12 protein-coding genes are annotated in these 12827 nt (G+C 66.5%); 6 read left to right on the plus strand and 6 right to left on the minus strand.

The genetic code is table 11. From position 1 onward, the window contains the following. Positions 1-2: 2 nt before the first annotated feature. The 4 genes from hpnH to PKKP23_RS01355 all read left to right on the plus strand — a co-directional run bounded on the left by hpnH (position 3) and on the right by PKKP23_RS01355 (position 4509). Entirely contained in the window at positions 3-1154 is a 1152-nt protein-coding gene (hpnH, locus tag PKKP23_RS01340) for an adenosyl-hopene transferase HpnH (protein ID WP_126875501.1), read from the plus strand. Between the two features lie 280 nt (positions 1155-1434). After that, complete coding sequence (locus tag PKKP23_RS01345; protein ID WP_126875502.1) at positions 1435-2208, plus strand: ABC transporter ATP-binding protein; 774 nt, start codon at positions 1435-1437, stop codon at positions 2206-2208. A 121-nt stretch (positions 2209-2329) separates the two neighbouring features. After that, positions 2330-3859: a cache domain-containing protein gene (locus PKKP23_RS01350; protein ID WP_126875503.1), complete on the plus strand. Its 1530-nt coding sequence runs from the start codon at positions 2330-2332 to the stop codon at positions 3857-3859. Next, positions 3856-4509 carry a response regulator gene (locus PKKP23_RS01355; protein ID WP_126875504.1) on the plus strand — a complete coding sequence of 218 codons (654 nt, stop codon included), beginning with the start codon at positions 3856-3858 and terminating at the stop codon, positions 4507-4509. Before PKKP23_RS01350 ends, PKKP23_RS01355 begins: the two co-directional genes overlap by 4 nt. A 9-nt stretch (positions 4510-4518) precedes the next feature. On the opposite strand, the gene PKKP23_RS01360 is transcribed toward PKKP23_RS01355, so the two are convergent. After that, positions 4519-5124: an MlaC/ttg2D family ABC transporter substrate-binding protein gene (locus PKKP23_RS01360; protein ID WP_026121297.1), complete on the minus strand. Its 606-nt coding sequence runs from the start codon at positions 5122-5124 to the stop codon at positions 4519-4521. A 178-nt stretch (positions 5125-5302) separates the two neighbouring features. Here PKKP23_RS01360 and hpnN point away from each other — a divergent pair, with 178 nt between their 5' ends. Next, entirely contained in the window at positions 5303-7936 is a 2634-nt protein-coding gene (gene hpnN / locus PKKP23_RS01365) for a hopanoid transporter HpnN (RefSeq protein WP_126875505.1), read from the plus strand. Further along, positions 7933-8970 carry an MlaA family lipoprotein gene (locus PKKP23_RS01370; protein ID WP_126875506.1) on the plus strand — a complete coding sequence of 346 codons (1038 nt, stop codon included), beginning with the start codon at positions 7933-7935 and terminating at the stop codon, positions 8968-8970. The genes hpnN and PKKP23_RS01370 overlap by 4 nt, the downstream gene beginning before the upstream one ends. A 261-nt stretch (positions 8971-9231) precedes the next feature. Here the strand turns inward: PKKP23_RS01370 and PKKP23_RS01375 are convergent, their stop codons facing one another. The 5 genes from PKKP23_RS01375 to PKKP23_RS01395 form a co-directional block, all read right to left on the minus strand. Further along, a complete protein-coding gene (locus PKKP23_RS01375) occupies positions 9232-9735 on the minus strand; it encodes an acyl-CoA thioesterase (RefSeq protein WP_033350783.1) in 504 nt (167 codons plus the stop codon). 170 nt (positions 9736-9905) lie between these two features. After that, entirely contained in the window at positions 9906-10403 is a 498-nt protein-coding gene (locus PKKP23_RS01380) for a DUF2000 domain-containing protein (RefSeq protein WP_126875507.1), read from the minus strand. Further along, positions 10394-10792, minus strand: a complete 399-nt coding sequence (locus PKKP23_RS01385) for a cupin domain-containing protein (protein WP_033350785.1) — start codon at positions 10790-10792, stop codon at positions 10394-10396. The genes PKKP23_RS01380 and PKKP23_RS01385 overlap by 10 nt, the downstream gene beginning before the upstream one ends. A gap of 148 nt (positions 10793-10940) precedes the next feature. After that, positions 10941-11819 (minus strand): AraC family transcriptional regulator, encoded by an 879-nt coding sequence (locus PKKP23_RS01390; RefSeq protein WP_205702991.1) that lies wholly within the window; start codon positions 11817-11819, stop codon positions 10941-10943. Between the two features lie 265 nt (positions 11820-12084). Beyond that, entirely contained in the window at positions 12085-12825 is a 741-nt protein-coding gene (locus PKKP23_RS01395; RefSeq protein WP_126875508.1) for a phosphorylase, read from the minus strand. Positions 12826-12827: the final 2 nt, after the last annotated feature.

The following is a 12827-nucleotide window of genomic DNA, read 5'->3' on the forward strand; positions in this document are numbered from 1 at the left end:
TCTTGTCTATTCCGCTGCTGCAACAAGTCCGCGTTGGCGCCTACATTGCGCGCCAGCATCTCCGGGGCAACAAGCGCTATCCGCTCGCGCTCATGCTCGAACCGCTGTTTCGCTGCAACCTTGCCTGCAACGGCTGCGGCAAGATCGACTATCCGGACCCCATCCTGAACCAGCGCCTCTCGCTCGAGGAATGTCTGCAAGCCGTGGACGAATGCGGCGCGCCGGTGGTGTCCATTGCAGGCGGCGAACCGCTGCTGCACAAGGAAATGCCGCAGATCGTGAAGGGCATCATCAGCCGCAAGAAGTTCGTGTACCTGTGCACGAACGCGCTGCTGATGGAAAAGAAGATGGACGACTATCAGCCGAGCCCGTATTTCGTGTGGTCGGTCCACCTGGACGGCGACAAGGACATGCACGATCACTCGGTGTCGCAGGAAGGCGTGTACGAGAAGGCCGTCGCCGCGATCCGCGAAGCGAAGCGCCGCGGCTTTCGCGTCAACATCAACTGCACGCTGTTCAACGACGCGATTCCTGAGCGCGTGGCCGCGTTCTTCGACACGCTCGGCCCCATCGGCGTGGACGGCATCACCGTCTCGCCGGGCTACGCCTACGAGCGCGCGCCGGACCAGCAGCACTTCCTGAACCGCGACAAGACCAAGCATCTGTTCCGCGAAATCTTCAAGCGCGGCAATAACGGCAAGAAGTGGTCGTTCAGCCAGTCGAGCCTGTTCCTCGATTTCCTCGCGGGCAACCAGACCTATCACTGCACGCCGTGGGGCAACCCGGCGCGCACGGTGTTCGGCTGGCAGCGTCCCTGCTATCTGGTGGGCGAAGGCTACGCGAAGACCTTCAAGGAGCTGATGGAAACCACCGAGTGGGAAAAGTACGGCACCGGCAACTATGAAAAGTGCGCGGACTGCATGGTGCACAGCGGCTTCGAAGCAACGGCGGTGATGGACACCGTCGCGCATCCGCTGAAGGCGCTCAAGGTGAGCCTCAAGGGCCCGAAGACGGAAGGTGCGTTCGCACGCGACATCCCGCTCGATCGCCAGCGTCCCGCTGAATACGTGTTCTCGCGGCACGTCGAAATCAAGCTCGAGGAAATCCAGCACGCTGCGCAAACGAAGAAGCCGGCGACGGTCGCCGCGCACTGAGTTCGCGCTTCACCGCGTTGGCGCGCGTTCCCGCGGGCGCTTTCGCTACCCGGATTGGCTGCTGAAGGGCGTAACGGCTCATGCCGTTACGCCCTTCCTGTTTTATGCGGATGGATTTATACGGCGCGGCGTGAATAACTCATACGCATTAGCGCACGCTGCCGGAACCGTTATTTCAGCGCGTCGGATCAGTATTCGCTCTCGTAGCAGTTGGTCGGTCTTTCCATACGCATTACAATTTGCTTTCTCTCGATTTGAAATAATCGTCTCGTTTGAGGTAATGCATCGCGTATTACCCGCCGAAACCCTGAACGCCATGACCATGCTGCTCGAACTGAATGCCGTAAAACTCGCCATTGGAACCAACTGCCCTGAGCACAGGAAATTGCGCCCTGATGCCAACGGCTTCAATCTCACGCTCGCACGCGGCGAGATTGGCTGCATCACGGGCGCACCCGGCGCCGCAAAGACGAGATTGCTGCGCGCTATCGCCGGCTTCGAGTCGCTCCACGGCGGCACTATCGCCATCAACGGCAACGCCGTCGCCTCGAAAAGCATGGCGCTTCCGCCGTACAGGCGCCGTATCGGCATGATGGTTCAGGACGACACCCTGTTTCCGGACCGCAGCGTCGCGCGGAACGTCGCGCTCGCGCTCGGCGCGCTGGGCGGCGACCAACAGGGACCGCGTGCGACGGAAGTGCTGGCCCAGGTGGGCATAGCGGACCTGGCCGAAGCGCTGCCCGAGGCGCTCACGCCGGCCCAGGTGCAGCGCGTGCTGCTTGCGCGCGCCATGGCGCCGTCACCCGAACTGCTGCTGCTGGACGAACCGTTCGCGCCGCTCGACCCCGACGCCCGCGAGGCCTTCGCGCAAGACTTGCGGCGCATCCTCAAAGCCACGGGCCAGACCGCGCTGGTCGCCACGCGCGAGCCTATGCCGTCATTCGCTTTCGCCGACCGCGTCGGCGTCATGGCCGAAGGGCTCGTCGTGCGATGGGACTCGCTAGCCGGCGCAAATGGCCTGCAAGAGCGCGAATCGACGGGCTCCACTCACTAGTAAAACTGCTGCCCAGCCGCAGGCGCACGGCGGTGTAGTATTCGCTTTCCCCTTGCTACACGCGCGTGACAGCGTAAGGCCGCTACCGGATTCCCCGTAGCGGCCGCCGTGTTTTCCTACGATGAATCTGAAGACGAGGATCTTCCTGCTAGCCGTGGTGCCGTTTCTCGTGGCAATTGCGGGAATCGGCATTGGCGTGCGCCAGCAGGCGACCGCGCTCGCCCGCACGCAGCACGCCACCATGGAAGCGGCGTACCTCTCCAGCAAGGAAATCGAGCTCAAGCATTACGTCGACCTGGCCACCAGCGCTATTGCGCCGCTCTACGACAACGCGACGGACGACGCGCGCGACGACGCCACGCAGCGCGCCCGGGCGCTGGAGCGGCTCGAAAAGATGGACTTCGGCAAAGACGGCTACTTCTTCGTCTACGACATGCATGGCCGCTCGCTCATGCATCCGCGCGAACCCAATCTGGTGGGCCACGACCTCTGGGACCTGCGCGACCCCGGGGGCACGCTCACCATCCAGCGGCTCATCGCGGCCGCCTCCAGCGGTGGCGGCTATGTGCGCTACATGTGGCACCGGCCGTCCACGGGCAAGCTCGCGCCGAAGCTCGGCTACGTCGTGCCGCTGCCGCGCTGGGGCTGGATGATCGGCACCGGCATCTATCTGGACGACGTGAACGCGACGCTTGCCGGCATCGACGAACACGCGTCGGCCAACATCGAACGCACGATGACGTGGATCGCCGGCATCGCGCTGGCGGGCGTGGCGGTAATCGCCATCTGCGCGCTGGTGCTGAACGTGAGCGAGTACCGCAGCGCGGACGCAAAGCTCAAGCGCCTCGCGCAGCAGGTGGTCGAGTCGCAGGAAAACGAGCGGGCGCGTCTTTCGCGCGAGCTGCACGACGGCATCAGCCAGATGATGGTGTCGGCGAAACTGCTGCTCGAATCGGCGCTCGCGCGGCTGGAACGCGGCGAGACACGCGTGCCCGCCGCCGAAACGGCGCTGGCCACGAGCCTCACGCGGCTCGGCGACACGCTGCGCGAAGTGCGCCGCATCTCGCACGCGCTGCGCCCCGCGATGCTCGACGACCTGGGCCTCGCCGCCGCGCTCGAACAGCTAAGCCGAGAGATGGGGGAAGAGACGGGCATCGAGATCGGTTTCACGCAGATCGCGCACACGCACGCGGCGGCCTTGCCCGACGCCGTGAACACGGTGCTCTTCCGGATCGCACAGGAGGCGCTCACGAACATCGTGCGCCACGCCGAGGCGAAGCGCGCGGCGTTGACGCTGGACGTGGCATCGAGCGCCGTCACGCTGACGGTTGCCGACAACGGTCGAGGCTTCGACGTGGAGCGTGCGCTCGCCGACCCGCGCGCCGGCATCGGCCTGCGCAACATGCGCGAGCGGCTCGAAACGCTGGGCGGCACGCTCGCCGTCGCTTCGCAGCCGGGCCACACGATCATCAGCGCGCGCGTGCCCGTGAGCGCCGCCGCTGAACAACGGTCCAGCGGACGACCTCTTGCGTCATCACAGCCGCCACGGCACACCAACAGCGAGCCCGCCGCGACGACCGCCACGGCTTATGCCGCAGCACCGGCCACGAGCCTGCCTGTGCCGCCCTCCCGCACCGGGACTTCGACATGAACCACACCGCTTCCCCCGCCCGCATCGTGCTCGTCGACGATCATCCGCTCGTGCGCGACGGCCTGCGCGCGCGGCTCGAAGCCGTGCCCAACCTGCAGGTGGCGGGCGAAGCCGGCAACGCCGACGAAGCGCTGGCGCTCGCCGGATCCATCGAACCGGACCTCGTGCTGATGGACGTGGGGATGAACGGCATGAACGGCATCGCGTTGGCCAGCCTGTTTCACGAGCGCTTTCCGGGCATCCGCGTGCTGATGCTTTCCATGCACGACAACATCGAATATGTGACGCAGGCGGTGCGCGCGGGTGCGGGCGGCTACGTGCTGAAGGATTCGCCCGCAACCGAGATCGTGCACGCCATCGAGGCCGTGCTCGCGGGGCAGACGTTCTTCAGCGCGGGCATCGCGAAGAAGATGATTCATGCGTCCGCCATGCAGACGCCGGTGGAACGGCTCACGCCGCGCGAGCGCGACATTCTGGATGCGCTCGCGCTTGGGCTGTCGAGCAAGCAGATCGCACAGCAGTGCGGCCTCTCGGTGCGCACGGTGGAAACGCACCGGCTCAACCTGAAACGCAAGCTGGATATCGAAGGGCAGGCCGAACTGATCAAGTTCGCCGTGGAGCACCGCCGCGGGGCTGACCGCAAGCGGTGACCCCGGGGCTCAGCCCGCCGTTCGGGCGTTGTGTTCGACCAGGAACTTGATGAGCCCTTCGATGCCGCCCTTGGCGATCTGATCGGCAAACTGCGTCTGATACACCTGGATCAGCCACGCGCCCATCATGTTGATGTCGTAAATCTTCCAGCCCGATGCCGTTTTTTCCAGGCGGTAGTCGATGGCGTCGTCGCCGCCGTTGCTGATTACATGCGACTGCACGACGGTATCTTTGGACGCCGATGCCGTGCTGGAAGGCAGGAACTTGAACGTGACGTCCTGATTACGCAGCTGCGAGAGCGATTCCGCGTAGGTGCGCACGAGCAGCGTCTGGAATTGCTGGTACAGCTGTTGCTGCTGCTCAGGGGTTGCGGTCGCCCATGCCTTGCCGACCGCGATGCGCGCCGTGCGCTGGAAGTTCGTGTACGGCACGAAGTGCGTCTGCACCACCTGCGTGATCTTGCCCATGTCGCCGCCGCGCGCCTGCGGGTCGGCCTTCATCGCCGTCACGGTGCCTTCCACGGCGTTCTTCACCACGGCATCCGGCGTGGCCTGGGCAAAAGCCGAGGTGGAGACCACGAAAGCTGCCACAAAAGCTGACAAATAACGTTTCATTGCTGTTCCGGACTTAAAAAGAGGTGCGGATCGCGTCGACCGCGACCCGCAACGGGCCAGTATACCGAGTTTGGTCGAACCGCCCGGTGTGCCGCGCTGCCGCGCCCGCCGGAGCAGGGTCGGTATACTTGTGCGCTCTTTCCAGAAAACCCGCCATCGACAGGGCCCCCGCCTGTATATGCTGAAGCCATTTATCGTCCGCCTCGTCGCCTGGTCCGTACGCCGTCCGGCGTGGGTCATCGCCGTCTCCCTGCTACTCGCCGTTCTGAGCAGCATCTACGTTGTCCAGCACTTCCGCATCAATACCGACGTCAGCCAGCTGATCGAAAACGACAAGGACTGGGCTGCGCTCGGCGACGCCATCGACCAGGCCTTCCCGCAACGTACCCAGACCGTGCTGGTCGTGGTGGAAGCGGACGCCCCCGAATTTGCCGACACCGCCGCCGACGAACTGGCGGCCAGCCTCAGGAAAGATACGAGCGAGTTCAGCTCGGTCACGCAGCCCGCAGGCGGTCCCTTTTTCCAGCACAACGGCCTACTCTTCCTGCCGGTGAACGACGTGCTCAACACCACCGGCCAGCTCGTGCAGGCGCGTCCGCTGGTGAATGCCCTTGCGCAGGATCCGAGCCTGACCGGCCTTGCCGGCGTGCTCACGACGAGCCTGATGCTGCCGCTGCAGATCGGCCAGGTGAAGCTGCCCAACATGGCGCATCTGCTCTCGCAGAGCGCCGACGTGCTGGACCGCGTGCTGGCCGGCCAGCAGCCGGCGTTCTCGTGGCGCGGGCTCGTCGATAAAGACGCCGCCGCGAAGCCCGCTTACGCGTTCGTCACCGTGCAGCCCGTGCTCAACTACGCGAAGCTGCGCGCGGGCGCGAGCGCCTCGGCGGCCATTCGCGCCCAGGCCGCCGCGCTGCACCTCGACACGCGCTACGGCGCGAAGGTGCGGCTCACGGGCGAACAGCCACTCGCCGACGAGGAATTCGCCTCCGTCGAAGACGGCGCCGCGCTGAACGGCGCCATCACGCTGCTCGTGGTGCTCGGCATTCTGTGGCTCGCGCTGCGTTCGGGCCGCATGATCGTCGCGGTGCTCGTGACGCTCGCGATCGGCCTCGCCGTGACGGCCGCGCTCGGGCTGATGATGGTGAGCGCGCTCAACATGATCTCCGTGGCGTTCATGGTGCTGTTCGTGGGGCTCGGGGTGGACTTCGGCGTGCAGTTCGGCGTGAAGTACCGCGAGGAGCGCTACCACGAAGACCGCATCGAGGCCGCGCTCGTCAACACCGGCCGCACCGTGGGCGTGCCGCTCACGCTCGCCGCCGTGGCTGTGGCCGAGAGCTTCTTTTCGTTCCTGCCCACGGCCTACCGTGGTGTATCCGAACTGGGCCGTATTGCGGGCGTCGGCATGTTCGTCGCCTATTTCGCCAGCATGACGCTGCTGCCGGCGCTCATCAAAATGCTCGCGCCGCCGGGCGAGGCCACGCCGCCAGGCTTCAAGCAACTTGCGCCCGTCGACGCGTTTCTGGACCGCCACCGCAAGCCGGTGCTGATCGGCACGCTCGTCGTGGTGGTGGGCGCTTCGCCGCTGCTCGCGCGTCTTCAGTTCGACTTCAATCCGCTGCACCTGAAAGATCCGCATACGGAGTCGATGGCCACGCTGCTCGCACTGAAGAACTCGCCGGTCATCTCCGTCAACGACGTGAGCGTGCTGGGCGCGTCGCTCGCGGACGCGGACCGCATCGCGGCGCACCTCTCGAAGCTGCCTCAGGTGGGCCGCACGACGACGCTCTCCAGCTTCATTCCCGGCGACCAGCAGCAGAAGATGATGCTTGTCGCGAGCGCCGCCCAACAGCTTCTGCCCGCGCTCACGCAAGCGCCGGCCCCGGCCGTCACCGACGCAGTGCGCGTCGCGGCGCTCAAGCGCGCGGCGAACCAGTTGTCGCTCGCCGCCGACGAACACCCGGGCGCGGGCGCTGCCGAAGCGAAGCACCTCTCGGCCACGCTGACGAAGCTCGCCAACGCGGACGCCGCCACGCGCGACCGCGCCGAAAAGGCCATTGCCGAGCCGCTGAGGCTCGCGCTCGGCCAGCTCGCCAACCTGCTGCAGCCCACCGAGATCACGCGCGCCACGCTGCCGCCCGGCATCGTGCGCGACTGGGTGGCGCCGGACGGCCACGCGCTCGTGGACGTCGCGCCCAAAGTGCCGCCCGGCGTGGACCCGAACGACGACGTCATGCTGCGCAACTTCGCGCAAGCCGTGAAGGCCGCCGAGCCCGGCGCGATTGGCGGTCCGATCTCGATCCTCCATTCGGCCAACACCATCATCAAGGCATTCCTGCAAGCCGCCGCGTGGGCTGTGCTCTCCATCACGGTCCTGCTGTGGCTCGCGTTGCGGCGCTTCGCCGACGTGCTGCGCACGCTGATTCCGCTGCTGGTATCGGCCGTGGTGACGCTCGAGCTTTGCGTGGTTTTCGGCATGCCTCTCAACTTTGCGAATATCATCGCGCTTCCGCTGATGCTGGGCGTGGGCGTCGCCTTCAAGATCTACTTCGTGATGGCGTGGCGTTCCGGCCAGACGGGGCTGCTCCAATCGAGCCTCACGCACGCGGTGATGTTCAGCGCCGCCACCACGGCGACGGCGTTCGGCAGCCTGTGGCTTTCGCATCACCCCGGCACCTCGAGCATGGGACGGCTGCTCGCGCTTGCGCTCTTCTGCACGCTGATCGGCGCCGTGGTGTTCCAGCCGGTGCTGATGGGCAGGCCTCGCGTGGAGCGCGCGCGCAAAACAAAACAACTCCAGGGAATCGATCAATGAAGAAGCGAAACGCCGCACTGGTGCTTGCAGCCGTAGGCGCAACCGCCCTGACGGCAGGCTGCGCAACCGGCCCGGAGCGCAAACCCGGCGATCCGCTCGAGCCGATGAACCGCGCCATCTTCAAGTTCAACGACACGGTGGACCAGGCCATCGCCGTGCCCATCGCGAAGGGCTACCAGAAGGTGACGCCGCAGCCGTTTCGCACGGCGGTGAGCAACTTCTTCTCGAACCTCGGCGACATCAGCAACTTCGCCAACGACCTGCTGCAACTGAAGATCACGGACGCCACCGAAGACCTCATGCGCGTGGCGTTCAACTCCACCTTCGGCCTGGGCGGCCTGCTCGACTGGGCGACGCCGGCGGGACTGCCAAAGCACAAGCAGGACTTCGGGCTGACGCTCGGCCGCTGGGGCATTCCGTCGGGTCCGTACCTGGTGCTGCCCATCTTCGGTCCAAGCTCGTTCCGCGACAGCGTGGGCCTTGCCGTGGACGTGCGCTTCAATCCGATGAACTACATGGAGCCGGCGGTACGCAACCCGATGTATGGCGCGCAGTTCGTGAGCGTGCGCTCCGACCTGCTCGGCGCGTCGAGCCTGCTGGAACAGGCCGCGCTCGACAAGTACTCGTTCGTGCGCGACGCCTATACGCAGCAGCGCAAGTCGCTGCTGAAGGGCTCGTCGGCACCGCCTGCGCTGCCGGATTACGGCGACCCGGGCGCCTCGGATGATGGCGATACGGGTGCTGCGGCTGGTGCGGGGAGTGCGGCTGGCGGTGCGGCTGATGTGAGTGCTGCTAGCGGTGCCGCGGCTGGCGGTACTGCGGCTAGTGGCGCGGCGGCGGAAAGCGCTCCAGCAGCAGGGGCAGCAGACAACGGCGCGGCAGCGGGCGCCGCTGGCGCGCCCGGGGCAGGCGTGAGCGGCAAGGCCGGAACGGCGGCGCCGGCCAAGGCCGCGTCCGGGTCGAATGAGACTGCGGCTCCGGCTGCGGCCTCCGATGGCGCAGCGACACCCGCCAGCGCGCCGGCCGGGCAATAAAGGCACGGAGCGCGACGCGGGAAGCCTGGCCGGGAGTGCGGCCGACTGCAGCCGCTCCGGCTCCAGCCCTAGCGTCAGCGAATTCGCCGCGCGGCCCGGCCGCGCGACGCAACAAAAAGCCCTGCAAGGCTTTATGTCTTGCAGGGCTTTGTCTTGTGTGCAACTTCAGGCGTCTTCGCCTTCACCTTCACCAAACCTCGGAACACCTCAGCGGAAAGAGCCTGCGCAAGCAGCGGTCATCTTGCCCGCCGCCACGCGCCGTCAGTGCGCCGCTTCCTCTTGCGCTTCGTGCTCGTGATCCGCCTCTTCGCCGCCTTCCAGCAGCGCGCCGGGCGCCGACGCTACGGCACGAGCCGCAATCTGCGACCGTTCAAGCTGGCGAGCAAACGCTTCGTCGGCGTAGCGGATGCGATCGCGACCGTGCGGCGCCGGATTGCCCTGCTCGTCGAGATTCACGAACACCATCTTCTCGATGGTCAAGATGCTCTTGCGCGTGATCTTGTTGCGTACCTCACAGCGCAACGTGATGGACGTGCGGCCGAAGTGCGTCGCCGTCATGCCCAGTTCGATGATGTCGCCCTGGCGCGCCGAGCTGACGAAGTTGATTTCCGACATGAACTTCGTCACGACGCGCTGGTTGTCGAGCTGGCAAATCGCGTAAATCGCGGCTTCTTCGTCGATCCAGCGCAGCAGGCTGCCGCCGAACAGCGTGCCGTTCGGATTCAGGTCTTCGGGCTTGACCCATTTGCGGGTGTGGAAATTCATCATCTGGCATTCCTCGATCAGAGCGGTCCGGCCCCACATGCTCGGGGTCAAATTAGGGTAATACTTAAATCATAACAGATATAAGGGTTTACCCTAGTCAATACAAGCCCACCCCGATCGTGTTGCGGTGAACCGTCCGTTGAGCCGTGCGAGGTTCGCCGCGCCCGTCTCTAGCGATGTAGCCGCAAACCCTTGAGCGCCTTGTCCACGCGTCCCTTCTCGCCGCGCACGGCGATGCCGACCAGCCGCAGTTCGTCCGTGGGTACCGCGGCCACGGCGGCGCGGTTGTCGTCGTCGTGGCCCGTGTCGAACAGGTCTTCCGTGAAGATGGACATGTCGAGTTCGCGTTCGGACACCCGGTTGAACGCGCGGCGCAGTTCTTCGTCGCGGGCGGCGTAGACGAGCACCGGCTGGCGGAACATCGGCAGATACGACTTGCCCGACCCGTCCACGTAGCGCGGCCCCACCACGCCTTCAACGGTCGCCGCAATGCCGCTCACGATGAACGCCGTGACGTTCAGCTTCTTCCAGACCGGCAGGTCGTCCCGGAGAATCACGGCAATCTTGGTATCGAAAATCACCCGCGCCGGCGCGGCCGGGTCCGCCGATGAGCTAACCGACGAAGCCGAAGCCGGATTAGCAGCCGTATCTTCGTTCGTCAGATCCATACGTCGTTCCTCGCCGTGCGTTCGTTGGTTTCGCGGCCGGTGTTGAGCACGCCGCGCGGCTCGATCACCATCATCTGGACCTCGCCCTCGGCGAACGGCTTGTGCTCCGTGCCCTTCGGCACCACGAACATCTCGCCCGCGCCGATGTGAACGCTGCCGTCGCGGAAATCGATGCGCAGCGTGCCTTCGATCACGATGAAGGTCTCGTCGGTGTCGGGATGGTCGTGCCAGAGGAAATCGCCCTGAATCTTCACCAGCTTGAACTGGTAGTCGTTCATTTCGGCAACTACGCGCTGCTGCCACTGGTCATGGATAAGCGCGAGCTTGGCCGCCAGGTTGATCGGCGCGTAGGCCGCCTTGCCCGGGGCGTGGTGTTCGGTGGGTGTCATGTGCGTCTCCTTCGTCAGATGCGACGAAGGACGAGCGTAGACGGTGCGAGCGCAACGCGTCTTGAACGATTGTGCAAGCGAGCCGGTGAGGCCCGGCGAAGCCAGCCGATCCGCCTGATCCGCTCGATCGGGCCCGCTTCAGGCCCGCTCAGCGCCCCATGCCGGCGAGCGTCTTCAGCCAGCGCGACGGCGACAGGCCATACGTCTTCGTAAAGTGGCGCGTCATGTGGCTCTGATCGGCGAAGCCGGCAGCGGCGGCCGCCTCGGCGAGCGGACGGCCCAGCAGCATCAGTTGCCGCACGCGGTCGAGCCGGCGCATCGTCAGATAGCGGTACGGGCTTGTGCCGAAGAATGCGCGGAAATCGCGCGACAGGCTCCAGCGATCGCGGCCCGTCGCGACGGCCAGATCATCGAGGCTCACGGCGCAGTCGAGCGCATCGTGCAGATATTCGCGAGCCCGCCGCGCCGCGTGGTAATCCGCCGTCTGGCGCAGGCGGCGCGCGCCTGAAACGGCGTCGAGCGCCAGTGCCAGATCGAGAATCGCGTCGTCGCGCTCGAGCGGATCGAGCGGGTAATCCATGCCGCGCAGGAGCACGTTGGTGGCTGCATACAGACGCGGGTCGTCGGAAATGCCGCCCTCCACGAACGGCAGGGGCCGGCCGCCTAGCGCCTGCTGAAACAGCGCCGGCTCGACGTAGACCATGCGATAGCGGAAGCCGTGCTCGGAGCCGGCCTCGCCGTCGTGCGGCTCGTCGGGGTGAATCACGATCGTGCGGCCCGGCTGGCTGTGCACGAAATGGCGTCGATAGTGGAACGACTGGACGCCCGACAGCGTGCGGCCGATCGCGTAGGTGTCGTGCCGGTGCATGTCGTAGGCGTGCGCGTGAAAAAAGGCTTCGATGCGTTCGATGTCGCCCTGGTGCGCACGGTGGATCCAGTCGGTATGAGGCCGCTGCGGCTGCACTCGCGGCTCGGCGCGCGCCTCGGTCCCGACTGCGATTTCGGCCCCTTCTCCTGCTGCCTTCATCCGATTCCCCTTCGCTTCGCTCCACGCCTCTGCGAAACAAGCCTTGCCGCGGCATCCGCGCCGCCAGGCGACGGCGAAAAGCGATGATATAGCGGGCCGGTCAGGCGCGTGCGCGGCACATGGGGCGTCCTGGCGTGGGTCGCCTTACAAGGGTTGCCCTGCCGCGGGCCGCCCTGCGCGGGCCGCCACAAACGCGCTATCTGCGTCGATGGCGCGGCACAGCTGACCGGCAAGACGCGTTCACCATTCGCTGTCCCGCGTGCCGTCAGCGGACGCTACCCACCGAAACCGGCCGCAGCACCCGAGCGCGTTCGAGCACCTGCCGCGCCCGCACGAGAGAGACACGTGCCGCGCGGGCGTCGGCGGCCACCTGCAGAAGCGGGCCGAGCTGCGTCGGCCGCCGCGCCAGTTCGCGCAGCACGGGCAGCACCGCCGTGCTGCCGTCGTCGCGCAACCCCGCCATGGCGGCGGGCGGCAGCGAGCGCCACGCCGGGTCCACCACCGCGCGGCACACCGCGAACGGCACGCCGTGCGCTGCGGCAATAGCGCCTGCGATGTGCGATTCCATATCCACCGCGAGCGCGCCCGTGGACCGGTAGAGCGCCTGCTTGTCCGCTGCCGTCGTGAGCGGCGCCGACACGGCCGCCTGGATGCCGCGCCGCAAGCGCGCTGCCAGCGGCGAGCCCGCCAGCGCCGCCGCGAGCCGCTGGGTCCACGCGGTGTCGGTCATCACGCGGCCGAGCGGGCCGTCCACGGCATCCGCCACGACGATCGTGCCGGGCGTGAGTTCGGGCGCGAGCCCACCCGCCGTGCCGAAACTCAGAATGCCTGCGCAGCCGCGCTGCACCGCGTCGCGCAGCGCGCGTTCGAGCAGATCGGCGCGCGCCGCATAGACCGCCTCCACGCCCTCTCCCCGCGCGATCTGCGCTTCGAACGCCATGCCGGCCACCACGATGACGGGCAGGCCCGCCGACTCTTGGGGCGCGGCAACCGTTGGTGCGCGCATCG

Origin of the sequence: Paraburkholderia kururiensis JCM 10599 = LMG 19447 (assembly GCF_003986935.1) — a bacterium.
In the GTDB taxonomy this organism is placed as follows: domain Bacteria; phylum Pseudomonadota; class Gammaproteobacteria; order Burkholderiales; family Burkholderiaceae; genus Paraburkholderia; species Paraburkholderia kururiensis.

Coding starts and splice junctions, on each gene's coding strand:
- PKKP23_RS01395 (WP_126875508.1), bottom strand. CDS start 12,825: ATGCGCGCACCAACGGTTGCCGCGCCCCAAGAGTCGGCGGGCCTGCCC.
- PKKP23_RS01390 (WP_205702991.1), bottom strand. CDS start 11,819: ATGAAGGCAGCAGGAGAAGGGGCCGAAATCGCAGTCGGGACCGAGGCG.
- PKKP23_RS01370 (WP_126875506.1), top strand. CDS start 7,933: ATGAAGAAGCGAAACGCCGCACTGGTGCTTGCAGCCGTAGGCGCAACC.
- PKKP23_RS01355 (WP_126875504.1), top strand. CDS start 3,856: ATGAACCACACCGCTTCCCCCGCCCGCATCGTGCTCGTCGACGATCAT.
- PKKP23_RS01385 (WP_033350785.1), bottom strand. CDS start 10,792: ATGACACCCACCGAACACCACGCCCCGGGCAAGGCGGCCTACGCGCCG.
- PKKP23_RS01345 (WP_126875502.1), top strand. CDS start 1,435: ATGCATCGCGTATTACCCGCCGAAACCCTGAACGCCATGACCATGCTG.
- PKKP23_RS01360 (WP_026121297.1), bottom strand. CDS start 5,124: ATGAAACGTTATTTGTCAGCTTTTGTGGCAGCTTTCGTGGTCTCCACC.
- PKKP23_RS01375 (WP_033350783.1), bottom strand. CDS start 9,735: ATGAATTTCCACACCCGCAAATGGGTCAAGCCCGAAGACCTGAATCCG.
- PKKP23_RS01380 (WP_126875507.1), bottom strand. CDS start 10,403: ATGGATCTGACGAACGAAGATACGGCTGCTAATCCGGCTTCGGCTTCG.
- PKKP23_RS01350 (WP_126875503.1), top strand. CDS start 2,330: ATGAATCTGAAGACGAGGATCTTCCTGCTAGCCGTGGTGCCGTTTCTC.
- hpnN (WP_126875505.1), top strand. CDS start 5,303: ATGCTGAAGCCATTTATCGTCCGCCTCGTCGCCTGGTCCGTACGCCGT.